This window comes from Photobacterium marinum, from assembly GCF_000331515.1.
In the GTDB taxonomy this organism is placed as follows: domain Bacteria; phylum Pseudomonadota; class Gammaproteobacteria; order Enterobacterales; family Vibrionaceae; genus Photobacterium; species Photobacterium marinum.
Genome location: NZ_AMZO01000025.1, coordinates 1 through 24,745, shown reverse-complemented (window position 1 = coordinate 24,745; position 24,745 = coordinate 1). Strand labels below are relative to the sequence as shown.

The 24,745-nt window shown below is 43.3% G+C and carries 24 protein-coding genes and 1 pseudogene; 13 read left to right on the top strand and 12 right to left on the bottom strand.

What is annotated here, in order from left to right:
- The first annotated feature begins 358 nt into the window (after positions 1–358).
- Positions 359–2,671 carry an AAA family ATPase gene (locus C942_RS16610; RefSeq protein ID WP_007467808.1) on the top strand — a complete coding sequence of 771 codons (2,313 nt, stop codon included), beginning with the start codon at positions 359–361 and terminating at the stop codon, positions 2,669–2,671.
- A 522-nt stretch (positions 2,672–3,193) separates the two neighbouring features.
- Here the strand turns inward: C942_RS16610 and C942_RS24725 are convergent.
- The 4 genes and pseudogenes from C942_RS24725 to C942_RS16595 form a co-directional block, all read right to left on the bottom strand.
- A pseudogene (locus C942_RS24725) lies at positions 3,194–3,385 on the bottom strand (transposase zinc-binding domain-containing protein); the annotation flags it as partial.
- Between the two features lie 3 nt (positions 3,386–3,388).
- Complete coding sequence (locus tag C942_RS16605; RefSeq protein ID WP_007467806.1) at positions 3,389–3,610, bottom strand: hypothetical protein; 222 nt, start codon at positions 3,608–3,610, stop codon at positions 3,389–3,391.
- A gap of 205 nt (positions 3,611–3,815) precedes the next feature.
- On the bottom strand, positions 3,816–5,192 hold the full coding sequence (locus tag C942_RS16600; protein ID WP_036800664.1) for a DEAD/DEAH box helicase: 1,377 nt from the start codon (positions 5,190–5,192) through the stop codon (positions 3,816–3,818).
- Positions 5,189–5,740, bottom strand: a complete 552-nt coding sequence (locus tag C942_RS16595) for a hypothetical protein (RefSeq protein WP_036800718.1) — start codon at positions 5,738–5,740, stop codon at positions 5,189–5,191. The genes C942_RS16600 and C942_RS16595 overlap by 4 nt, the downstream gene beginning before the upstream one ends.
- A 151-nt stretch (positions 5,741–5,891) precedes the next feature.
- Between C942_RS16595 and C942_RS16590 the strand changes: the two genes are divergently transcribed.
- Positions 5,892–6,197, top strand: coding sequence for a helix-turn-helix domain-containing protein (locus C942_RS16590; RefSeq protein WP_036800661.1), 306 nt, complete (start codon positions 5,892–5,894; stop codon positions 6,195–6,197).
- Between the two features lie 278 nt (positions 6,198–6,475).
- Here the strand turns inward: C942_RS16590 and C942_RS25650 are convergent, their stop codons facing one another.
- The 7 genes from C942_RS25650 to C942_RS16560 form a co-directional block, all read right to left on the bottom strand.
- Entirely contained in the window at positions 6,476–6,598 is a 123-nt protein-coding gene (locus tag C942_RS25650) for a hypothetical protein (protein ID WP_007467798.1), read from the bottom strand.
- Positions 6,599–7,501: 903 nt separating this feature from the next.
- On the bottom strand, positions 7,502–7,855 hold the full coding sequence (locus C942_RS16585) for a hypothetical protein (protein WP_036800658.1): 354 nt from the start codon (positions 7,853–7,855) through the stop codon (positions 7,502–7,504).
- Positions 7,856–8,057: 202 nt separating this feature from the next.
- The gene (locus tag C942_RS16580; protein ID WP_007467796.1) at positions 8,058–8,819 is read right to left on the bottom strand and encodes a uracil-DNA glycosylase family protein; all 762 of its coding nucleotides are present in this window, start codon (positions 8,817–8,819) and stop codon (positions 8,058–8,060) included.
- 12 nt (positions 8,820–8,831) lie between these two features.
- Complete coding sequence (locus tag C942_RS16575; RefSeq protein ID WP_036800655.1) at positions 8,832–9,101, bottom strand: DUF4258 domain-containing protein; 270 nt, start codon at positions 9,099–9,101, stop codon at positions 8,832–8,834.
- Between the two features lie 19 nt (positions 9,102–9,120).
- Complete coding sequence (locus C942_RS16570; protein ID WP_007467794.1) at positions 9,121–9,807, bottom strand: hypothetical protein; 687 nt, start codon at positions 9,805–9,807, stop codon at positions 9,121–9,123.
- Between the two features lie 791 nt (positions 9,808–10,598).
- Positions 10,599–12,686, bottom strand: a complete 2,088-nt coding sequence (locus C942_RS16565; protein ID WP_007467793.1) for an ATP-binding protein — start codon at positions 12,684–12,686, stop codon at positions 10,599–10,601.
- Positions 12,687–12,689: 3 nt separating this feature from the next.
- On the bottom strand, positions 12,690–13,868 hold the full coding sequence (locus C942_RS16560) for an FIST signal transduction protein (protein ID WP_036800652.1): 1,179 nt from the start codon (positions 13,866–13,868) through the stop codon (positions 12,690–12,692).
- A 158-nt stretch (positions 13,869–14,026) separates the two neighbouring features.
- Here C942_RS16560 and C942_RS16555 point away from each other — a divergent pair, with 158 nt between their 5' ends.
- A complete protein-coding gene (locus tag C942_RS16555) occupies positions 14,027–14,752 on the top strand; it encodes an SDR family oxidoreductase (RefSeq protein ID WP_007467789.1) in 726 nt (241 codons plus the stop codon).
- 73 nt (positions 14,753–14,825) lie between these two features.
- Here the strand turns inward: C942_RS16555 and C942_RS16550 are convergent, their stop codons facing one another.
- Complete coding sequence (locus C942_RS16550; RefSeq protein WP_007467786.1) at positions 14,826–15,269, bottom strand: hypothetical protein; 444 nt, start codon at positions 15,267–15,269, stop codon at positions 14,826–14,828.
- 276 nt (positions 15,270–15,545) lie between these two features.
- Here C942_RS16550 and ccoN point away from each other — a divergent pair, with 276 nt between their 5' ends.
- From ccoN to uspE, 10 genes are all read left to right on the top strand, one after another.
- Positions 15,546–16,973: a cytochrome-c oxidase, cbb3-type subunit I gene (ccoN, locus tag C942_RS16545; RefSeq protein WP_007467785.1), complete on the top strand. Its 1,428-nt coding sequence runs from the start codon at positions 15,546–15,548 to the stop codon at positions 16,971–16,973.
- Between the two features lie 12 nt (positions 16,974–16,985).
- A complete protein-coding gene (gene ccoO / locus C942_RS16540; RefSeq protein ID WP_007467783.1) occupies positions 16,986–17,597 on the top strand; it encodes a cytochrome-c oxidase, cbb3-type subunit II in 612 nt (203 codons plus the stop codon).
- A 9-nt stretch (positions 17,598–17,606) separates the two neighbouring features.
- Complete coding sequence (locus tag C942_RS16535) at positions 17,607–17,789, top strand: cbb3-type cytochrome oxidase subunit 3 (RefSeq protein WP_007467781.1); 183 nt, start codon at positions 17,607–17,609, stop codon at positions 17,787–17,789.
- The gene (ccoP, locus tag C942_RS16530; RefSeq protein WP_007467779.1) at positions 17,786–18,766 is read left to right on the top strand and encodes a cytochrome-c oxidase, cbb3-type subunit III; all 981 of its coding nucleotides are present in this window, start codon (positions 17,786–17,788) and stop codon (positions 18,764–18,766) included. Before C942_RS16535 ends, ccoP begins: the two co-directional genes overlap by 4 nt.
- A 121-nt stretch (positions 18,767–18,887) precedes the next feature.
- The gene (locus C942_RS16525; RefSeq protein ID WP_007467777.1) at positions 18,888–19,379 is read left to right on the top strand and encodes a FixH family protein; all 492 of its coding nucleotides are present in this window, start codon (positions 18,888–18,890) and stop codon (positions 19,377–19,379) included.
- A complete protein-coding gene (locus C942_RS16520; protein WP_007467775.1) occupies positions 19,376–21,769 on the top strand; it encodes a heavy metal translocating P-type ATPase in 2,394 nt (797 codons plus the stop codon). Before C942_RS16525 ends, C942_RS16520 begins: the two co-directional genes overlap by 4 nt.
- Positions 21,762–21,968, top strand: a complete 207-nt coding sequence (gene ccoS, locus C942_RS16515) for a cbb3-type cytochrome oxidase assembly protein CcoS (RefSeq protein WP_007467773.1) — start codon at positions 21,762–21,764, stop codon at positions 21,966–21,968. The genes C942_RS16520 and ccoS overlap by 8 nt, the downstream gene beginning before the upstream one ends.
- Entirely contained in the window at positions 21,965–22,642 is a 678-nt protein-coding gene (locus C942_RS16510) for a sulfite exporter TauE/SafE family protein (RefSeq protein ID WP_007467771.1), read from the top strand. Before ccoS ends, C942_RS16510 begins: the two co-directional genes overlap by 4 nt.
- 75 nt (positions 22,643–22,717) lie before the next feature.
- Positions 22,718–23,473 carry an FNR family transcription factor gene (locus C942_RS16505; RefSeq protein ID WP_007467769.1) on the top strand — a complete coding sequence of 252 codons (756 nt, stop codon included), beginning with the start codon at positions 22,718–22,720 and terminating at the stop codon, positions 23,471–23,473.
- 227 nt (positions 23,474–23,700) lie between these two features.
- The gene (gene uspE / locus C942_RS16500; RefSeq protein WP_036800649.1) at positions 23,701–24,642 is read left to right on the top strand and encodes a universal stress protein UspE; all 942 of its coding nucleotides are present in this window, start codon (positions 23,701–23,703) and stop codon (positions 24,640–24,642) included.
- Positions 24,643–24,745: the final 103 nt, after the last annotated feature.

Sequence of the window (24,745 nt, the reverse complement as noted above, 5' to 3'; positions counted from 1 at the left end):
TGGGGCACAATCGTGCCAGATGAACACGTGCCAGATGAAGAGGCTGGCACGAAGCTGGACAGAACTGAGTCAGTGACTTTGCTAAATTAGCAAAAGATAAATTAACTCAAGTATGGAAAACTCCGATAGGCAAAAGGCAAGACCTGACCCCACTACTCACTACTGTTTCTCTTGTGTTCATATTGTAACGCCTTACTTTTAGCTCTACCTAGTTTGGTAGAGCTTTTCTTTTGTCCAATCGCTCCTATCCTCTGCTCTTTGAGCTAGATACAGTTCTAGACAACATAACTATGCTAGTATGCTATTAATCACATATTTACCTTGCGCAATTAAACGCAACTAACTGAAAAAATTAGAAATGCTAGAAAGAATAATAAAGATTGAAAACATCAAGCAATGGCAACACAAGCGAGCCTTATCTCAAGGGTTTGATAAGCTAAACCTGATCTACGGGCGTAATGGTTCTGGTAAGTCTACGTTAAGTAAGATCTTTAATTTCATCAATGAAAACGACAAAGCAGCGATAGAAGCGTTAAAGCCTCTAGAGTCTGATGGTGTACCAGCTCTCTCTCTTCGAGTTGGCGGTGCAAGCGTAACGCTAAACTCGCTTCAAACGCCGTTCAATTTCCAAGTATTCAATCAAGAGTTCATTGATAGTAACCTTTATATTCCTAATGCTAAAGATCGTAGTCAACTCACTAATTATTATGAGTTTTCATTAGGTAAAGTATCAGTACTAAAGGAACAAGAGATTGATACGCTTAAAGCAGAAATTGACGCTATCAACGTTCAGTTAAGCCCAATTGATACACGACTTACTACGAAATTTCCAAGCAAAACAGTTGCTAAAATCCGTGGTATAAAAGCTACTCCTAACGCTGATGCTGAGATTGCAAGTCTTGATGCTCAAATCCAAGATTTGAAGAGTGTAGAACACTACAAGAGCCGTAAAAAGCTTTCTCCCTTGGTTCTGACTAAGCCAGATTTAGATACAAGCGTCTTCACACTGAACATCGAGAGTCTTTCAAAAGAAGCACAAGAAAAAGTTGAGCTGCACATTGCTAATAATCTTAAAGAGCGTGATGTTATGTGGCTTGAAACTGGCACTCAACTGGTAAACGAATCAGACAATTGCCCTTTTTGCGCTCAACCTCTTGCAAACTCCAATATCTTTAGTTTATATCAGGACTTCATTAGTGATTCATACACTAACGCTAGTGATAAGTTCGAGCTTGATAGTGACCAGTTCGAATTAGATGTAAGAGCCATTGGTTGTAAAATTGAAGACTTAGAAGCTCTAGTAAAATCCAATAGTGAGATTATCAAAACTTGGTCAGATCGCATCAAAGGCTTCAATCCTCAATATGACTTTAAAGACCTTGATTCTTTATCAACATCAATCGAACTTGAGTGTGTCAACCTGATCAAAGAGAAGAAAAAAGACTTATTGTTAGAAACTGATTTCACCAAGTTCAATCAACTATTCGATAGTATTTTCGATGGGTTTGATTTCTCGGCATACAACAGTGAAGTGCAAGAATTTAACGAGCAAGTTACTAAGTTTTTGAATGAACTAGCAACTGGTTCAACTCAAGCTCTCCAAGCCAAGATCAACAACATTGAAGAAACCAAGAAGCGTTTCGAGACAGAAGTAGTTGACGATTTGGTTAATCACAAGTCTCTGTCTGATGACAAAAAAGACAAGACTAAGAAAATCAAAGAGCTAAAAGAAGAAATTGATAAAGATCAGGAAGATAGCATTAAAGAGCATAAAGATTCTATCAACCTGCTATTGAAAAACTTTCACTCAATGATACGAATCAAAGAGCTTGATAAGGACAATAAAGGTAAAGGCGGTTCAACTCGTCTTAAGTATGTAATAAACTTTATCGACAAAGAACTTTCAGTTGAAAATGTGGACGATAACAAACACATTTTTGAGCACGTTCTGAGTCTCGGTGATAGATCTGCTCTCGCTCTAGCATTCTTCTTATCTAAGTTTGCCAAGGCTAATAGCGACAATTCCATCGTTGTTTTAGACGATCCTATGTCGTCCTTAGATAATTACCGCAAAGACGCGACTATCGTTGAGATCGAAAAGCTGATTAACAACGGCTATCAAACCATCGTATTTAGTCACGATCCATTCTTCTTATCTGAGATCCAGAAATACTCGATATTATCTCAACATACCAAGTGCTTTGAGATTGATGTGTCATATAAAAAATCAGATCCTCTTAAGGCTGACAGTTCTCAATACATATCTAGTCAAATGATAGAAAGAAGCGACTATGACTCTCACGTTCTTCACTCTTACCACAAAGAATATAACAAGCTCTATGATTTTGTTGCTGACGCAAAAGATGAATCAAAGGTTGAAGTAGCTCGTTCTATTCGCCCTATTTTAGAAGCACACCTACGCTTCTTATACCCTAGAGAGTTTAACGAGGGTGTTTGGCTAGGTAATATGATTACGATGATTCGAGATGAGACAGATCCAAGCAGTCACTTCTTCGATACACACAATCAGATAAGCCAAATCACTAAAATTAATGAATTTTCTAAGGCGTTTCATCACGCAGACGGTTTTGATACTAAGATTCAAAGCTTAGATCTACAAACCGTTCAATCATACGCTCAAGAAACGCTGCAATTCGTTACTGGTATTTAAAAAAACACCTCAAAAAGCTCTGCCTTATCGGTAGAGCTTTTCTTTTGTCCAATCAGACCTATGTAAGCACGTCATACCCCCACATTCTAATCGCCCGATTCGAGGAATAAGATCAAAACTCTAACCAAAAAGGGGACTTAAAATGGCAAAACGACGTACAACCCAAGAATGGCAAACTCTCATCTAGCGTTATGAGAGCAGCAATATCACTCAACGTGCCTTCTGGATTAAGCTTATCGAGGTTCTTTGCGAAACGACGTCAATTGTCACAGATTAGAAAAGTATCCTGAGCAAAACGAAACGCACTATTTAATTAGTGAGCGTCAGTATCTTGATTCGCGATATCGAGTCTATAGGCAGTGGCTCATACACGTTCTGACACATTGCCTTTAAGACGTGACCTGATAATGCAGCCAGCGAAGCGGTTGCCAAGAGGAATGTCCTCTCACGATTCTTTTCCCGTCCAATGAACAACGTTCCATTCGACTTCACGTCGCACGATCAATCGCATGTTAAGCCTTGCCCCCAGTACAAGGCCAGTCTGTCATTATGGTGGCATTGTGCACAATACCATTGGGAGAGTCCTTGCTTTTCTGTTTTGCAATGTAGCATGGCGTCGATGGTCTGGCGGATATCATTACTAAAGCGGGCGCCGTATTGTTCTTCGAGCTCGTGGCGATATTGACGAAGCAACTCAATGAGTGACCTGTGCAAGGATTAAATTATGATAATGTCGCCCCGCCTGACAAGCATGCAAAAGCGCGAGTAATCATGACTGTACACGTATACGCGGTGTGGTGCTGCAGATCCACGCATGTAAGCATCAAACGCTTTGAGAGTGCGCTCTGGAAGCTCTGATGGATCGACTACCTTAAACGGAACATTATCCATCTCGAACTCACTGAGTTCAGGCAACAACAAATCAAATTCAATAGCCATATAATCTCCTAGTTCAAGCTTTGTAGTATATTCCTTCAATGTTTACGGCATAAGCATAGTAATATTGCCGTTAGCGAAGGCTTCCTTGCCATCAACCTGTTCTATAGTTTGATATCGCTCTTATAACCCGCACTTATGTCTACCGTAAATGTCATGTCAATTCTCACATGCACTTAACCCATTAGTGCAGTTTCCATATCTTTGCTTATGCTCTGAAAAGTGATATCACTTTCTGCCGATACTGGCCAATCAGTTGATAATTCGGCGAAGTATGCAATTGAATTGATTCGACATCATTTTGCAATTTGGCATTTGTCCGTCCACCAAAGCTTAACAAAAGTTCGACACTACTATTAGGCTGAGGGTGTTCTTTTCGGCCACTATGGCTATATCTAGCTACTTCACTTTCTAGTTCATAGATAACAGTCGTATCAGGTAAGTCACGCTGAATTCTATTTGCATATTTCACTAAGTTGCCTTCGGCAAAAGTGAAAAACCATGCCTCTTGGTTTACAGAAGAGTTGATCCTTAAAATCCGGCCAAGTACTTGTCGATAGTACATTTCAGTTCTTACGTGGCTTAAATAACAGCACACCTGAAGCCTAGGAATGTCTGTACCTTCAGAAACCATCCCTACACTTACAATCCACTCTGTGTTTTGTTTTCTATAACGATCAATGATCTCAGATGGCATCGAGTCTTGATAAGAAACCATTACTGAACTTTGTCCAAATTCATTTTGAAGCATTTGCACTAACTCAAGGGCATGTTCAATAGAAGAAGCTACAACTAAACCACCTGCATCAGGGTTTTGGCGTCGTAACTTGAACAACTTTGATACACCTTGAGAAAGGATATGCTTCATGGCTTCTTTTTCTAAAATAATCGATTTGTAGGCTAAGTTTGAATCAGAGAAAGCATCAGTCAGGCTACCAAATGTCTGGGCCCCTTCTTTCTTTGATGTAACAGTGATCTTGTCATTATCGATTAGTACAATTTTTGGGTGACGGCAGACACCATCAGCAACAGCCTCTTTCAAACCATAAGTGAAATCACAATCAATTTGCTTACTATCAAGGTACCGACCTAGTGTTATAGGTAATCGATCCGAACGCCATGGCGTTCCAGATAGTCCCAATGTGTACGTTGCGTAATCACAGATATTAATCAGGATTTGGGCTCCCCAAGCATTGGCATTTGCAAGACGATCACCGGCACAATGATGAAGCTCATCAAAAATCACTAGTACACGATAGTCATGTAATATTTGCCAAAACTCTGGAGTGAGAGTTAATAAGCTTTGGTATGTGTAAACGCCACCAAGTGCTCCTATTGAACCATTAAAACTACGGTTTAAATGACGTTCAAAAGTACGGCGAATCCCCTGCTCTACTTCTTTGGTAGGACAGAAACATATGATGAAGTCTATCTTATCTTGTGTAACTAACTGCAGAGCTACTTCAGCTGCCATTGTAGTCTTACCCGCAGCAGGCGTCGCTAAGCACATGAAGTGCTTCGAGTTATTATTATATTTTTGCAGAACTTGCTTGACGCAAGTAGATTGCCACAGCCTTAGTTTCATCCTTGCCCCCTTTGGTAGTCAGTAAGGATTGTTTCGATCGCGGTAACTTGACCAAGCAATCTTGAACATCTCTCACGTGCTTGCATGAAGTAGATTTCTAGTTGAGGTTTTAAGTCAGGTAGCTTTTCATGCAAGCGTTGGTATTCCTCTGATTCAGCAATACTTGATGATAAATCTACCTGGTACTGTTGCAGCTCTGCTTGCAGGAACGAAACGACCGTACCAACATCAGAGCCTTTATGGACTTCATCGGGTATGGTTTGCGCACCGACTGAACTTAACGGGATGATTGTAGATTCTATGAATAATTCAGTTTTTATATATGTCGCATTACGTGTTGTGCTGCCTTCTTGTTTTTGTAACAGGCCTTTTTGTTGCAATTTTGTAATCTGCCGATAGACGAATTTACGTGCTTCTATTTTGCAAACCTGATCTGGATTATGGCTAAGGTAAGCATCTCTTAGCTCAAGGACAGTGAACTCATCCATCCCTAGTTCACTCAATAACACATAGATTTTTTCATTTATCTTAAAGACTTGCTTTTCCACAGTTACATTTACTCGCGTATTCGATTCTAAAAACTGAATTAGTAGGTATGCTACGTAGTTCACAAACCTAAAACTTAGGATTGCTAAGTATACCCGAATGATAAAAACTTAGAAAATCTAAGTTATGTAGGATTTTTATGATGACGTTTTCATGTATACGGAAAGCCCTTTGCCAACACGACTCAAAGAAGCTCGTAAGGCATCCGGCATCAGCCAAAAAGAATTGGGGATTCGCTTGGGTATGGATCCAAGCTCTGCGAGTGGGCGTATGAACCACTACGAAAAAGGCAGACACATGCCAGATATCGCAACCCTTCGTCGTATTGCCGACGAGTTGGGTGTCCCTCTTTCGTATTTTTTCTGTGATTCGGACAGTTCAGCTAAGTTGGCTTGTTTGATTGAAAAACTATCTGAGGAAGATAAGGAAGAGCTAATTAGAAAACTTGAAGATAATTAAACTATGAAGTGGTACATGTGGGACGCTCAGCTTTTACATTTTAACTTAGCTTGTGCTTCCTTATCACTAGATTTAGCAGAAGCAGTGCCATTGATACAGGCTTCACACCATTGAACAACTTGTTTGTGGCTATGGAAGTGTGCCCCCCTGAGGCAGAAGAGCTGATACCACTTAGTCCACAGCTAATTACAGAGCTACAGTTGGCATACAGCATCACATTGCATAAAGCCCAAGGCTCACAGTTCCCTGTGGTCATCGTTGCACTGGACAACAGTGGCTTAATTGACAGGTGATGGCTCTACACTGCCATCACCCGAGCAGAAGTGGAAGTTCATGTTTTTGGCACCAAGGCCAAGTTCATTCAGGCCGTGGTCGCTGGCAACAAAGGCCATAAATGCCAAACCTACCTCCAAGAGCGTCTTCACAAGGCGTTACGACGCATCAAACGCAAGAAGATGGTGCGCAGGACAGTAAAGCGCATCCATGCCGCATAATGGCATATAAGGACGGAGAGAACGCTAAGGGGTTACTGAGCGTGAATCCGTCTGAGACTCAGCGAAGCTGCTGCACTATCAATCTGGCAGTGCATGCGCCCCCGGCAAAGCCGCTCTTTACATACCTTCAGTGCTAGTCATTGTCGGTGATGACCCAGCAAAGTGTTGATTGACTTGTAATCAGTGTCAGCTCTATACGCTAAAGAGTATAGAGCTAGTCATGGTAGCTTCAATTTATAAGGGCAATATAATGGACTTTTATCCCCAGAGGCTCAGCCCATTATAATTTTGGATTTATGGGCGTTTCGCACTGGATTCCCGCTGTAATCAAAATAGGAATAAACAGCCTGGTAGCCTTGTACAGCTTGAAGGTATCAAGATAAACATTGGCTCAAACAATATAGCAAGTACTTTTGACAGTGCGATAAAAGGAGCAACAATAGCTGGTTCAACCTCGCAAAGCCTTTTAAATGCAATTATTGGAGGTGCATTAGGCGCTTTAACAAGCTTGGTTTATCTAACGCCCGTAACGAGCAAGAAACTCTGCTGTATTCCTGAGTCACAAATTGAACTGAGCTACCTAACTAAAGGTTATCAATCCGGGTTGATTCGCAAGTAAGGTATCACCCATGTTTGTAGCTGATAAATCAGCCATTTAATATTTAGACCGTAATATAGGTCAGGCATCGCTATGTCTGATAGGAAAATCAAGGCCTATTAACGTACCTACCATTAGCAGGCCTCACAAAAGAGTTGATGATAAATTCAAATGAAACTGTAGAAATTATATTACCTTCATGCCCTTTTAGGTTATTGTTCATCATACCAATCTATAACTTTCTCCAACGCCTGCAATGAAGTGATTTTCAGGTAGTAGACTCTATTGCCTGTTTTTAACTTTGGCGTGTTTTTCCCATTTAAATTCGAATTTCTTGATTGTTTTGGCCCATAAGGCTGACCTGGAAACTTTTCATTTTTAACTTCAACGTCTTCAATTGACAGATTATATTTTTGCAACCACACATAGATAGCTTCTGAACGCTCTCTTTCTAATGCTAATTCACGCCCGCTCTTTGTGTTATATATAGCAAGATACTGGGTCATATTTTTTGCAATACGAAGCTTATCATTTAATAAATGTTGAGCTTGTTCTGAAATTAACATTGTCCTACTCTCCTTGGATTTCACTATTAATCCAATCACTTTGTTACTACCGATTGTGAACACATCCCTTCAATCAATTTAAAAGACATTGAAATATACAAAAATCCTAGATGAGCTTTGTCCTATTCAATCTCCATCAGGGACGTGATGTTTTAGCGTCTGAGGCCATCAATAATAGTTTTTGATTTTTATCCACGACTTGTTAGCGAGCTTTTGTTTTCAAATGCGTCAACTTTTTAACTAATTCATCACGGATAGCATCAAGCTTATGAGGGTTTGTTTTAATACTAAGTTGAGATTTCAGTTTTTCCCCTAAAAAGTAGCTGATGCGCTCCGCATTTGCCCCGCTTGGATGAGGCAAGCCAGATAAGATCTGTTCTGGCGTAAGTAAACCTTGCTGAGCTAAATGTAATAGAGCACTTTCAACACCTTGACCAAGTGGCAACCAAATTGCGTGTGGCAATGCCTGGGCCTCTTCAGCCAAAAGCGATTCCACCATATTGAGCAACATTGGTTCGTTTTTAAATGGCTTGGCTGTGCTAATCGGTTTTCCTTTTTTCAGCACGGGATAACGAAAAGCCGATGTATAATGAACAAGATGTTCGTTCTCAGCCGTAAATAGTGTTGAAGCACAGTTAATTTTCAGCAAATCATGAATACCAATATGATTAAGCAACCGCACAAGATTATTACGCAATGGCCCACTGAAACTGGCCACCTTTTTTGCCTGTTCAAGCGCTTGTTGGGCTGTCCCCCCGGCTCTTAAAACGTTCCCTGCCACAATATTTGCTTTTTGTGCTTGCGTATGACCAGGACTCATTCCGACAATGACTAACTTTGCCCTGGTGTTAATATGATCGAAACCAGAATAAAACGACTGATAGTCGCCTGACTGCTCAATAAGCAGCTCGGGGCAAAAAGGGTCTGAATATTGTATCATATTTTTGAAAATTGAAATATCCATATTTCCTCGCAGTTAAAACGTATGTATTTTTTTTGTTTGATGAAAAACAGTGATTACTAAATCATCTTTTATCACAGCACTTGCACGTGATTTTCTATTTAATTTTGACGCAATGAATTGCATGTCTCGTAAAAAACGCTTTATATCCTTTCTATTGAGATATAAAACATCTGCATCTCCTTTCTGTTCCCCTACTTCGCCATAGAGCTTCATCATTTCAATCATTTCAGGTGATATACAACGCTGTTGAGCACGCTTTTTGGCATGAATCGTATAGTCCATTACTCTTACTCCAGTTTTACTAACATGGTGATGGAATAAACTTCGACTTTTGGGCTAGCCATCGTTTGGCTTCCTCTACTGTAACTAAGACATTTCTGTTTTCCTTAATTACCCTTAACGGATTTTTTTTATCGTACGTTGCGTTACGAATTGACCGAATGTTTTTTGCACCTGCCAAAATAGCCATTTCTTGTAAAGTTAGGTGTTTATGATGTGCCAATGGTAACCAACCGCTGCAATACGTAACTAGCTCAACTTCAACTTCATCTTCATCAAGATCTCTGCCGGTATCAAGTTTAAGGCGTGCTAACGCCTTGTAAATTAGCGTTTCACAGACCCAGTCAACCTCACCGTTATATTCTCTTATTCCAAAAACAGCCGGTAACACTTGAACCAAATAACCCAAGGTATCATCGTGCATCATATTGCCCTGTTCACCGCGCTCGGCATAGGCATAAACAGGGTTCATGGTTTTCCAAAATTCAGAAGCAAACAACTTTACCTGCTGCTCTTCACTCCCAATCCATTCCTCCTCTCTATCAGGCGTAAAATGAACAGATGTTCCGTGTGATTCGCCGAATGCCCAGGCGACAAGTCGTTCAATATCCATGAGGAGCAGATAACATGAGGCTTTAAACGCTTCTTCGCTTATAGGCTCGTAGCTAATATGGGATGGCAAGATAACGCCGTAATTACTGTTCTTCATAAGAATCGCCAAAAATGTACTCATCAAGTACATATTACACTAGGTCAATAAAATGTACTGATCAAGTACATTTTGATGATTTTTTGTGCAGCCCGTGTATTCCGACGATTATGACCTAGGATTCTATGACTTTCCGGCGGAGCATTGGACACTCATCCGTACCACTAACCCAATAGAATCGATGTATGCAACCTTGGTAATCAACAAGAGCAATACAGCCATGGTGGTATTGTGTTTTGGCGCAATGGAATGGTAATTTCGGCGTAGGTAAGGGTAGATTAATAGTGATAATGTTCACACTTTCAAGAGAAGTTGTTCATGAACCTAGAGGTCGTAAATTGATTGGTTTTTGTTCACCGTGAACCGAGTTCATGAACTAAATATAGGTTCATGAGCGCCACCCCCTGCTCCGCTTAACACAAAACACAATAAATACAGTAGCTTATATTGTATTTGTTATCCTAACTCACTCACGCACCTCCCCGAAACCCAGAATAGTTAAATAAGGTATTAGAGTCACCCCAATTATTAGTCCGGTAACGCCCCTCATCCCGTTGATGTGTGGCCACTACGCGCTCTCCCTTCGGAATACTGGACAATTTAACAGTATGCGCAATTTACCATAAAATAGGTAATTAACACCTATTTTTAAGCTCTGCTGCAAATGGTCAGTTTGCCTGGTTCTTCAAAATCATTTGTTAATTACAAGCTTGGTTTAAAACCAAGCTAACAAAAACGCCAGACTTAGTGTCTGGCGTTTTTGTTTATATCTGATTTCATCAGAGCATTAATTAAGAGCCTGTCATCATCAACCCCTGATATTTATCTAACATCAGGTTGAGCTCCATCGGTTGTATTGGTTTAGCAAGAAACCCGTCCATGCCAGCTCGTTTATATTCTTCTTGATCAGACTGCATTGCATTTGCTGTTAATGCGATAATCGGTATATCGTAATTACTCCTGCGCAACTGCCTTGTCGCTTCTAAGCCATCCAGAACCGGCATCGATATATCCATTAACACTATATCGAAACTATTTCTCTTCAGTTTCAGGAGCTCTATAGCTTCTTCACCATTATTGGCAATTTTGACCTGATGACCACGCTTTTCAAGCATCAGTTTAGCAACCAGTTGATTGGTATTGCTGTCTTCAGCCAACAAAATCTTGAGGGATTTTTCCAGTCTTGGTGTTTGAACTATCTGCGTTGGTATTGCAGCTAATGTCTGAATCGGGATCGGTATATAAACAGTAAAACAACTGCCTTTATCAAGTTCACTTTGCAGCGTTATTCGTCCATTCATTTTGTTGATTAAGTGCTGGCTGATAGCCAATCCTAAACCTGTACCACCGTAGCGCCTGGTGATGCTGCCATCCGCCTGAATAAACGGATTAAATAAGTTTTTCTGCGCTTCAGGTGCAATACCAATACCTGTATCTTTAACTGCTATCACAATATGGTTTGCATCTCTGGTAACGTTAACAGATACATAGCCCTGATTGGTAAATTTAATTGCGTTACCAATTAGGTTAAACATTACCTGAGAAATTCTGTTTTTATCGCCAATCATCACTTCAGGCACATCTGGTGAAATGTACGATGTGAGCGAAATATCTTTTTTCCTGGCTTGTTCTTTAAGCTGATTGACTACAAGGTTGATGCTATCTGCCGGTCGCATTTCAGCATTAAACAGTTCAAAGTTGCCGGATTCAATTCGTGATAAATCAAGAATATCATTGATAATAGTAAGCAAGAGCTGGGCTGATTGTTCCATGTAGTCAATCCAGCCTTTTTGCTCACTATTAAGGCCCGAGTCTGCAAGAGTTTCCATCAGACCCAGAACTGCATTCAGTGGTGTTCGGATCTCATGGCTCATCATCGCAAGGAATTGTGATTTTGCTTTATTCGCTGATTCTGCCTGTTTGCGAGCTTCCTGCAACTCAAACAGCTGCTTTTTCCTGTGTGTTATGTCTTTGGCTGTGCCACGAAAGCCCTGAAGTTTGCCCTGCTTACTGAAATAAGGAGTTCCACTGAAACTGAACCATGTCCCCCCTTCACTCTCTGGTAGCTGCCATTCGAGATCCTCAAACGGTACTTTCTTTTCCAGCCGGGCTTTAAGTTCTTTCTTTAACTCTGAGTGGCCATCAAAAATATCGAAAATACATTCATTATCAATGACATGGTTCGCAAGGTTTGGGGACGAAATATAAGTAAATTGAAAGTTGGTATCGATTTCCCAGAACCAGTCACCGACGGTTTTCGCAAAATCCCGAAAACGTTGCTGACTATGTGTTAGTTCAACCGTCCGTGCTGTTACCAATGATTGCAGACGTTCACGATAATCGATATCGATAATGGCACGCTCCAACAGTGGTCGAAAGCGATCAAGTACACGACGACTCTGAGGTGGAAACTGTCCACGCTCTGAGTGAAGGAAAATAAGAACAGCATCACCGGAACTGACTTTTACGCCAGTAAGCAGCACAGATTTGCAATATTGCAGCATATTGTCTGGCAGGCCTCTGAACTCATTCACTTTGTCCGGATCAAACAAAGCGATGCTTTCACCATTCATACTTCTTATAAATGTATGGTTGATTGGCCAGGTGCTTGATTCAAAGCACTGACATGTGGTTACCAATTCTTTTAATGGCGACGTTTCATCTTCACGAGTTAAAACCAACGCATGTTCAAAACCGATATACTTATGAAGCACAGTCAGTAAGCTGTTGAAAACCTGACGTTTATTATTTGCCCCTGCCATGGCGGAAATCCCGGCGAGAATAGCAGCGTTCTCTTCACGAAGCTGCTTCTCCCGCTCCTGACTTCGCATCAGGTCCAGTAAGGTTTCTTGTAGTTTTTCAGATTCATAACCTGGCATGAGCTAGTCCCTGTGGAATAAAACCGCAGAAATCATCAGATTTCCATGTGCATTTTCACCGCCAATAAATTGCCCTTGTTCACCGAATGTAAACGGACAAACAAAAGGCGCATAATGCATCGCTTTATTGACATGTTCAGCGACCTCTTCCATACGATCCTGAACCTGGAGCATGCAACCGGCACAGTAAACTGTGATACCGCCTACAGGATCGAGCTCTCGACTTGCGCTGCCAATATCAAATGCAGAGTCAATTACCCTGCCAGCCCGAGTAATCAAACGTTCTTTGGTTCCTTCCATGAAAAACAGCTCTTCACCCTCTTCCACCGTTGCAAACAACTCGATACCCCCGCGTGGTGTCATTTTGAGAAGATGTGCAAGTTTAAAGTAAGGAAGATCATGAACCTTGCCGGCAATACGTCCTAAAGGGTTCAGGCTACTCTTTGAGACAATACTGTTTTCATAAGAAAGCGGTTGTCCGAGCCAAGACTGATATACATCAGCGGCCGGCTTGTTATTCAGCTCAATCAGCTCACGCCCTTCGGTTTTTGTGGCAATTGCGCTCAGCCCTGTGCTGGCATAACCGGAGTGGAATGAGTAACTGATATTACAAGATGGGTAAAGTACACATAATCCAACCCCTTCCTGGCAACGCTGATCATGAGTAAACAACTTCCAGTTGCCCTGGACATTGTCGTCTGCAGCACTGCCCCCGATGATTGGCACAGAAAGCCCTAGTTCGTCTTCGATACCTTTAATCACTTCTTCTTCATGCCCTGGACTGGCATGAAGCAATATTAATGCCGGAAGCTCGCCGGGACGACCTCCGTTTTCAATTGCTTTGAGCAATGCCTGGCGCGCCATTTCATATGGCGCTTGATTAGTAGAAACAATCGCACTTCCGAAAGCCCCGTTATAATCGCACATAGCCCAAAGTGCGATCCCCTCTCCTGGGTAATAGCCTTCATCGGTCATAACGCCCTGACATGACGTACAACCTAAGATCTGAGCGTCCGGAAACTCGGTGGTAAGTGATTGTTGAATGAATGCGTCGTCGTAATTTTCTGAAAAGTAAACAAGGATCAGCCTTGGATTGGCTATTTTACCCTTCAGTTTGCGAATTGCGTCTAAAACTGCGTCACTTGTCGAATGAAATGCAGAAAAACTAGTGGCTATGTCCATGAGTTCGTATTTATTTTTATGCGTAGCTTCAATAATAGCCACTTTTGTATTTGTAATCAGCTAGGTAAAGCTTATTTTATGAATTTATAACTAAAGTTAGTTCAATCTATAACGTTAACCTATGAAAGCATTCAACTTCTAATTTAGTGAAGGGAGTCATGAAGAATTCTGTCGTTCTAGTCACCGGTGGCGCCAAGGGGATCGGAAAAGGTATTTGCGACTATCTAAGTAACAAAAACATGATTGTTGTTGCTGTAGATATAGATGAAGATGCCGGATTTGAACTGGTTGCTGCGAATCCGAAAATAAGATTTAAACAGGCTGATGTTACCTCTGAATCAGAAATGGCCGCAGTCATTCATGAAATACATGAGCAATTCGGCAGGATTGATGGTGTGGTTAATAATGCTGCCATTGCCAACCCGTATAATACGCCGCTTGAAGATTTAGATATCTACGACTGGAACAAGGTGATTTCAGTAAACCTGACAGCTCCAATGATTGTCACTAAGCTTTGCTTGCCAATGCTAAGAACTAATCACGGTGCTGTAGTCAATATTGCGTCAACACGCGCCGTGCAGTCGGAACCGAATACTGAAGCTTACTGCGCATCAAAAGGCGGGTTGGTATCCCTTACGCATGCGATGGCGACAAGTGTCGGCCCTGACGTGAGGATTAACTGTGTCTCACCGGGCTGGATTGATACCACCAATGAAGAGTTGCGGGCAATTGATCACAGTCAACACCCTGCCGGTCGGGTCGGAAATGTTGAAGACATCGCAGCAATGGTGTTTTTTCTGCTGAGCAAGGAATCCGGCTTTGTTACCGGTCAGAATTTTGTGATTGACGGTGGAATGACAAAGAAGATGATTTATGCTGAATAAGTGCTTAGTTTGGAGACTTGGGCTGCCAAGCCTCCAAACCTTTACTCTTGGGCGGTAACTATCCTATTAGTAACTACTTTTCTACTGTGAAATCCGCAATTACCATCTTATCTCCCTGCTTAAGGGTAATAGCCCAAGCCATTTTGTCGTGAACACACTCCGGTACACTGAACTTTCCTAACCAGCTGTTTTCTTTTTGCTCGAAAATCACAGGGATAGTACCCATGTACATGTTAACCCCTTCGACGGTCGCAACTGGTTTTACATTTACGTTACCAATTTGTATAACAAGCTCTGAATTTGCCTTTGCCGGGAATGGCTGAAGCGTCAAATCAATACCATTTTCCCGCCCTTCGATGACACAAGATTCTGCGGTAATCTGACAGCGGACAGCAGTTTCATCTACTGGCTGATTGTCATCATAGGTTACTGTTCTCCAAACAAATGCTGTTATCAACACTGTCATTAAAAACAAGATTTGAATCAATCTAGCTTTGGTTAATTTCTCTGCAGCCATGATTTTCCGTTACTTTTATGTGTTACTGGGTTCAAAGTTTTCACATAAATGTTGCTTAACCGTAAACACAATGTGGATTAAACGCTGTCATTAACCGATTAAGTCAAGTATTATGTGCACTGAAAATGCCACTTTTACAACAAAATAGCAATTTAAAACTGAGTTGTTAAAAAACGGCAAGGTCCTTTAAATAAGCTTTGGGTGGCATTGCGGCAACTAGTTGTTCGCACAAGGAAAACGAGTGTAGTTCAACAATTCAAATTGGAAGCATGCAACATGAGCCAAGTAAAGCAGCTTGAACAAAACTACAACTATACGGTCGTTCGTCAATTCACCCTGGCAACAATTTTATGGGGAATTGTCGGGATGGGCGTTGGTGTATTGATTGCCGCTCAACTGGTTTGGCCGGCGCTTAACTTCGACACCCCATGGTTGACATACAGCCGTTTGCGGCCACTGCACACTAACGCGGTGATTTTCGCTTTCGGTACCAGTGCGCTTTTTGCTACGTCTTATTACGTAGTTCAGCGTACCTGTCAAACCACTCTCTTCGGTGGCAAGTTAGCATCGTTCACCTTTTGGGGCTGGCAAGCCATCATCCTGGCTGCGGCAATTTCGCTGCCTTTAGGATGGACGTCTGGTAAAGAATACGCAGAGCTGGAGTGGCCGATTGATATCGCGATTGCAGTTGTCTGGGTTTCCTATGCCATTGTCTTCTTCGGCACCATGATCAAAAGAAACACATCGCATATCTATGTTGCGAACTGGTTTTTTGGCGCCTTCATTCTCACGGTCGCTGTCCTCCACATAGTGAACAGCATGGCAATTCCTGTCTCCATGACTAAATCATATTCGGTTTATTCCGGTGCAGTGGATGCAATGATTCAGTGGTGGTACGGACACAACGCGGTAGGTTTCCTTCTGACTGCCGGCTTCCTGGGTATGATGTACTACTTCGTACCTAAGCAAGCAGGTCGCCCTGTTTACTCTTACCGTCTTTCTATCGTTCACTTTTGGGCTCTGGTTTCCCTTTATATCTGGGCCGGCCCTCACCACCTGCACTATACAGCCCTGCCGGACTGGACACAGTCACTGGGTATGGTGATGTCGCTGGTCCTTTTTGCTCCGTCATGGGGCGGGATGATCAACGGTATCATGACGCTGTCCGGTGCATGGCACAAACTTCGCTATGACCCAATCCTTCGATTCCTGGTGGTATCGCTGTCGTTCTATGGCATGTCTACCTTCGAAGGTCCGATGATGTCGATTAAGACTGTTAACGCCCTGTCCCACTACACCGACTGGACTATCGGTCACGTACACTCTGGTGCATTAGGCTGGGTTGCCATGGTTTCAATCGGTGCGGTTTACCATCTGATTCCGAAACTGTTCAACCAGGAACGTATGTATTCAATCAAGTTGATCAACGTTCACTTCTGGCTGGCAACTATCGGTACAGTTCTTTACATCGTTGCAATGTGGATTTCCGGTGTTATGCAGGGTCTGATGTGGCGTGCGGTTAATACTGACGGTACGTTGACTTATAGCTTCGTGGAATCTCTGCAAGCTTCTTATCCATTCTACTTTGTTCGCTTTGTAGGCGGTGCAATCTTCCTGGCTGGTATGTGCCTGATGGCGTACAACGCCTATAAGACAATTGCTGCACCAAACGAAAGCCTGAAAGCAACTGAGCAACCAGCATAAGGAGTTCCGACAATGGCTAATAATCGTCATGAAATTGTAGAAAAAAATGTCGGCCTTCTGGCAATCCTTATCGTGGTTGCCATCAGCTTCGGTGCGTTGGTAGAAATTACGCCACTGCTCTATCAGGACCAGACGACCGAGCCGGTTGATAATCTTCGTCCTTATACTGCGCTGGAAATGGAAGGTCGTGATATTTACATCCGTGAAGGCTGTAATGTCTGCCACAGCCAAATGGTACGTCCGTTCCGTTCAGAAACAGAACGTTATGGCCACTACTCTGTTGCCGGTGAAAGTGTCTGGGAACACCCGTTCCTTTGGGGCTCTAAGCGTACCGGTCCAGATCTGGCTCGTGTAGGCGGTCGTTATTCTGACGACTGGCACCGTGTTCACCTGCGTGATCCGCGAGCTGTTGTTCCTGAGTCGAATATGCCAGCCTTCCCTTGGCTGGAAGAAAACGTGCTTGATGGCGAACTGACTTCTAAAAAGCTGTCGGTATTCAGCGAAGTCTTCGGTGTTCCATACACTGAAGAGCAAATCGCCAATGCCGGAGAAGAAGTTAAAGGCAAGACTGAAATGGATGCAATCATTGCTTACCTTCAGTCGCTTGGTCACGCAATGAAATAAGGAGGTGCTATGGATATTGGAACCATTCACAGCATTTGGACTGTTCTTTTGTTCGTTTGCTTTATCGGTATCGTCCTCTGGGCATACAGCAAGCGCCAGAAACCTCGTTTCGAAGAAGCTGCCAACCTTATTTTTGCCGATGAAGAAAAAGATTCGGCAACGCGTGAGAAAGACAGGAGCAAGGAAGCATGACTACATTCTGGAGTCTATGGATAATCATCATCACGCTTGGCACCTTTGCGGGTATCGCCGCCATTCTTATCTGGTGTACCAAAGATAAAATGGGTGTTGAGGAAGGTGAAGACATGGGGCACGAATACGACGGTATTCGTGAAATTAACAATCCGCTGCCGAAATGGTGGTCCTACATGTTTTGGGGCACCATCATCTTTGGCCTTCTGTATCTTGCTCTGTATCCGGGGCTGGGGAACTTCAAAGGCTTATTAGGCTGGCAAAGCTCTGATCAAACTGTTCGCTCAATAGAACAATCTAAAACGTCTATTGCCGATGCACAGCAAGGTCAGCAATTGAACCAGTATGCTAAAGAGCTGGATGATGCCGAGGCGCGATTCGGAGAAACCTTTAAGACCCTTGCTTATGACGAATCAGGCAACGCTCTCCGCCCTATCACAAAAATTGCAGCTGATCCTGAAGCAATCAAAGTCGGCCAGCGTCTGTTCATCCAAAACTGTGCGCAGTGCCACGGCTCGGATGCCCGCGGTCAGCTAGGCTACCCTAACTTGGGTGACGGCGCATGGTTGTATGGCGGTGAAGCAGAAACCATTAAAACAACCGTAATGCAAGGCCGTATTGGTGTCATGCCAGCCTGGATAGATACGTTAGGCAAAGACGGTGTTAAAGAAGTCACCAGCTATGTACTGAGCCTCTCTGGTCGTAAGGTAAACGCTAAAGAAGCTGCTGCCGGTAAGCAACGTTTTGTTGTGTGTGCAGCCTGTCACGGTACAGACGGTAAAGGTAACCCTGCCTTTGGTGCTCCGGACCTGACAGATAACACTTGGCTGTATGGCGGTTCCCGCCGCGCTGTTGAGGCAACAATTGTTCACGGCCGTCAAGGCGTGATGCCAGCATGGAAAGATATTCTGGGTGAAGACAAAATTCAGCTGATTTCTGCCTATGTCTGGGGCTTGAGCAACGATACTGATAAATAACACCGCCATTCATACTCAGTTACACATTGGATGTGAAATTATCAATAAAAACTGAGACATAAGAAAAAGCCCCTGATACCTTTCAGGGGCCCTTTCCAGCAAAGCGTCAAAGGAAAACATTATGCGTAGACCATGGTATAAGCAGTTCTGGCCTTGGTTCGTTTTTGCCATTCCTGCAATTTCGATATTCTATAGCCTAACTGCCGTCTATATCTTTTCTCAAAACCAGGTCGACCTTGTTGCAGAGGACTATTACAAGAAAGGCAAAGCCATTAACCTGGACCTTTCTCGTCTTCGTGTGGCCGACGCACTTAATTTGAAAGCTTCTGTCAGCGTCGCCGACAAAGTCGTCGTCGTGAATTTCAATAAAGGTGATCTCAACAGTTACCCTAACCTGCGAGTCACTTTTACCCACCGAACTCTATCCGATAAAGATTTTACTCAAATGGTCAGCGCTGATTTAAAAGGCACCTACCGTTTCCAGTCCCCGGAAGAACTGGAAGGGCCATGGTTTGTTGAGCTTGAGTCATTTGATGGTGACTGGATGTTGCAAGGGCGCGTTAGCCTGCCAACATCTGACCCGATTGCGTTGTACGGGCAGGTTAAGGAATGACAAAAAACTGTTACCACTGTGGCGATCCTGTTCCCAGAGATTGCCACCTTCAGGTTGAAATCCTGGGTGAAATGCGCGAGATGTGCTGCCCGGGTTGTGAAGCGGTCGCCCAAACTATCGTGGATAGCGGCCTGACCTCTTATTATGAATACCGAACTGCACCTGCGGAAAAAGCCGATCTTGTGCCGCAGCAACTTCAATCGCTTCTTCTTTATGATCATGAAGAAATCCAGCAGGAATTTGTTCGTGATACCGAAAACAGTAAAGAAGTCTCTCTTTCTTTAGACGGAGTTTCCTGCGCCGCCTGTGCATGGCTGATTGAAAAACAATTAATGCGCGAGCCGGGCGTTGTTTCTATCCGGGTAAATACCACTACTCACCGTGCTTTACTGAACTGGGATCCTGAAACAGCTAAACTGAGCCACCTTCTTTCTGTTATTCATCAACTCGGCTACAAAGCTGCACCTTTTGAAGCAGATGCACAGGAGCAGCAATATCATCGCACCATGAAAACCTACCTGTATCGCCTCGGCATTGCTGGACTGGCGACCATGCAGGTAATGATGCTGGCTATTGCTCTTTATTTTGAAATCTTTGGCGACTTAGATACTGAGTTTAAAAATTACCTTCGTTGGGTCAGCCTGATTTTTGCTACGCCTGTACTGCTCTATTCTGCTCTACCTTTTTACTTGAATGCCTGGCGAAATTTGCGGGCCCGTACTCTGGGTATGGATGTGCCGGTCTCTATTGCCCTGCTCTTTGCTTATATCGCCAGCTTCTACGCGACAGTCACAGAACAAGGTGAAGTGTTCTTCGAATCTGTTTCGATGTTTACCTTCTTCTTATTACTCGGGCGCTTTCTTGAAATGCGGGCACGTCGACAAGCAGCTGCTGCCAGTGCCAACCTGCTGAAGCTGGTTCCGACAATGGCAACGCTCGAAGATGGTTCACAGATCGCCGCGAAAACATTAAAAATCGGTGATGTGATTACGGTTCTGCCAGGTGAAAGCCTGCCTGCTGACGGAGAAATCCTGCGGGGTGAGACGATTATTGATGAATCCATGCTAACCGGGGAACCAATGCCTGTACCGAGAACACAAGGTGATCTGGTATATGCCGGCACTATTAACGGCGAAGGCAATATTACCCTCAGAGTAATAAAAGAAAGGCAAAACTCACTGATCTCTAATATTGTTCGCCTTCAGGATGAAGCTCAATCCTCTAAGCCAAAAGTTGCCGAACTGGCTGATGTTGTAGCTCGTTACTTTGTTGGCGCAATTTTAGTGATTGCAGCTGGCACATGGCTTTACTGGCATCAGCAACAACCGGAAAATGCACTATGGATCACTCTGGCGGTGTTGGTTGCGACCTGCCCTTGTGCTCTTTCTCTGGCTACGCCGACAGCCATTACTTGTTCAACATCAAGCCTAGGTCGATTAGGTATTTTGCTACGTCGCGGCCATGTGCTCGAAACTTTGTGCAAAATTAACCAACTGATTATCGATAAAACCGGAACCCTGACTGAAGGGAATATCCGCTTGGTTGATACCAGGTTACACTGTGACATATCAAAAACTGACGTATTAGCTTATGCAGCCGAGCTTGAAAGGTTTGCTAATCACCCTATCGCAAAAGCATTTACTGCTTTCCGAAATTCCGATGTGGTGTTTGATGACGTTGAGAATGTCATAGGCCGAGGGTTGAAAGGCAAACTAAATGGTCGTGAATGGCGAATTGGTCAGGCAGCGTTTGTTCTGGAAAACAATCCGGAAAAAGACATCACTCTCGAACAGTGTGACAATCAGTTTCAGGTTTGGTTAAGTCGTGACAGCGAACTGGTTGCCGGCTTTAAACTGGAAGACCCTGTCCGTGATGACAGTAAAGAGCTGATCGAAAAGTTCCAAGCATCCGGTATTAAAGTAACCATGCTAACCGGAGACCATTCAGCTAATGCACAGCTTGTAGCTGATAAGTTAAAAGTCGATAACCTTATTGCCGGGGCAACTCCTGAAGGTAAGCTGGAGTATCTGCGAAGCCTAGGTGACGACAACATCGCCCTGATGATTGGTGACGGTGTTAATGATGCTCCTGTTCTTGCCGGTGCTCACCTTTCTGTCGCCATGGGTGGCGGTACTGATGTTGCGAAATCTTCCGCAGATATGGTACTGCTTGGTGATCAACTTGCTCGGATTCTGCGTGCGCGTGAACTGGCATTGAAGACTCGCAGAATTATTAGAGAGAACCTGGCATGGGCGTTGGGCTATAACCTCGTCATTTTACCATTGGCTGTTGCAGGTTTTGTTGCTCCTTATATCGCCGTTGTCGGTATGTCTGCCAGCTCAATCATAGTTGTATCAAATTCTTTAAGGTTATTAAGAGAAAATGGCTAGTCTTTACTTGTTAATACCAATTGCGATCGTTTTTGTATGCATCGCTGTCGGCATTTTTCTCTGGGCTGTCCGGAATGAGCAGTTTGAAGATCTCGAGCGACAGGGGTATGAGATCCTGTTTGACGAAGATGACAAAAAGCCGGAGAAACAGAAAAAATCTCAGTCTAATCATGAAACTAAGAGTGATAACGCGAAATGAACATAGATTTATATGCCGCGTTTATGATTGGGTTAATGGGAGCCGGACATTGCCTTGGAATGTGTGGCGGCGTTGCGGCAGCATTGACACTCGGCATGCCAGGTCAGCAACATTCCGGTCGCTGGCCTTACTTATTCTGCTATAATGCCGGCCGCCTTGTATCCTACTCTGTCGCCGGAGCTATTATCGGTGGGGCTTTTGCTGGTATTGCATCATTAAGCGGCTACTCTTCAGCATTGATATCTCTGCGCTTATTTGCAGCTATCATGATGATTTTACTGGCTCTTTACATCGGCCAGTGGTGGTTGGGCATTACAAAAATCGAACAAGCTGGTCAGTTTTTATGGCGTTATATTTCGCCGACTGCTAAGTCGTTTTTGCCTTTGAAATCCCCGTTTGCGGCACTGCCGTTCGGGATTCTCTGGGGGTGGTTACCATGTGGCTTAGTGTACTCAACACTAAGTTGGGCAGCTGCTTCAGGAAGTGCAATTTCAGGTGCCGGAGTTATGTTTGCCTTCGGTTTAGGAACACTTCCGGCAATGATTTTGGTCGGTTCGATGGCTCAACAGCTACAAAATTTGCTCAAGAGCCTCTACTTTAAACGCGCCAGTGCGTTGATGTTATTAGCATATGGGCTTCACACTGGTTACATCGCAATCAAACAGCTATTGTAGGCTTTTTTAATACTCGTCATATTGCTTCATAATATGTTAAAATATTGACCTACATCAAATTGGTTAGACAGGCTTATGATTTCAGACAAAATTACAACCAAACGTATCCAGTCAGGTGGGTGTGCTATCCACTGTCAGGATTGCAGTATTAGTCAGTTGTGTATTCCATTTACGTTAAATGAGTCTGAGCTCGATCAACTAGATCAAATTATTGAACGGAAAAAGCCCATCCAGAAAGGACAGGAGCTTTTCAAAGCTGGTGATGAACTAAAGTCGCTGTACGCGATTCGTTCCGGCACTATCAAAAGTTACACCATCACAGAACAAGGTGACGAGCAGATTACAGCTTTCCACCTGGCTGGTGACCTTGTAGGTTTCGATGCTATTAATGAGATGGTGCACCCAAGTTTCGCTCAATCGCTTGAAACTTCAATGGTATGTGAAATCCCATTCGAAATTCTTGATGACCTGTCCGGTAAAATGCCGAAGCTACGTCAGCAAATCATGCGTTTGATGAGTAACGAAATCAAAGGCGATCAGGAAATGATCCTGCTTCTTTCAAAGAAAAATGCAGAAGAGCGCCTGGCTGCTTTCCTATATAACTTGTCTCTGCGTTTCTCTCAGCGTGGCTTCTCCCCTCGTGAATTCCGCCTGACTATGACACGTGGTGACATCGGTAACTACCTTGGTTTGACGGTTGAAACTATCAGCCGCCTGCTTGGCCGTTTCCAGAAATCTGAAATGCTGAGCGTTAAAGGTAAGTACATTACTATTCTGGATCATGAAGAGCTGGCCCGCCTTGCCGGTGTAAGCAAAAACAACGCCTCCTAATTGATTTCTCTATTACAAAGAAAGTGATACGAGCTATGAGCCGTATCACTTTTTTTATATTAATCCCCCCTCACTGCTCCCTATAATTGCCCATATACGTTACAGTTAGTATACCAATCTGATTTATCTATCAGCGGAAAATGGTATTGGTGCTATAGATATATACCTACAATTGAAGGATTCAGAGACTGGTGTTGATGCCAACACATTTGTGTAAGGGGGCTGCTATGACCAAGTATAATAATATTCTCGTTGTTGCCGATCCGGCCCAGGATAATCAGCCAGCATTGTCTCGCGCTGTACATCTTGTCCAACATTCACAGGATGTGAAAATCACCCTGTTCCTCGCTATCTATGACTTCTCTTATGAAATGACATCAATGCTGTCTGCCGATGAGCGTCAGGCAATGCGTCGTGGCGTCATTATGCAAAGAGAAGAATGGCTGAAAGATATAATTCGCCCCTATACCGATGAAGGGCTAAACATTGAGATTACTGTTGTATGGCACAACCGCCCTTATGAGGCAGTAATAGCTGAAGTGTTTGCCAATGCTCATGACCTGGTTGTTAAAGCCACTCATGATCATGACAAAATCGGCTCTGTCATCTTCACCCCAACCGACTGGCATTTGCTACGTAAATGTCCTTGCCCAGTTCTAATGGTGAAAGAAAATAAATGGCCTGAAAACGGTAAGATCATTGCTTGCGTTAATTTAGCCGCAGATAGTGAAACTCATGATCAACTTAATGATGCTATCGTGTCGGAAGCGCTTGCAATTGGTAAAGCTCTGGAAGCCGAAGTAAATCTGGTCAATGCCTATCCGGCAACACCTGTTAACATTACTATTGAACTCCCTGAATTTGATCCGGCGTCATACACTGATGCCGTTCGAGGCCATCACCTCACCTCAATGAAAGCACTTCGTCATAAACATGGCTTACCTGAAGAACAAACCCATGTTATTGAAGGCTTACCTGAAGATGTGATTCCGCAAGTAGCTGAAGAGCTTGATGCTGAACTTGTGATTCTGGGTACAACCGGCCGAACCGGCTTGTCAGCTGTTTTTATCGGTAACACAGCCGAACATACTATCGACAGCCTGAATTGTGATTTGCTAGCGCTTAAGCCGGAAGGCTATTTAAGCCCGCTCAGCCCTCAGCTCAAATAATAAATTGATGCAAAAAAGCCTCCATACGGAGGCTTTTTTATAAACTTAATAATGTCCCGTCCTGAGATAAGTTGACACTTCGGAGACTTATCTATGAATTCTT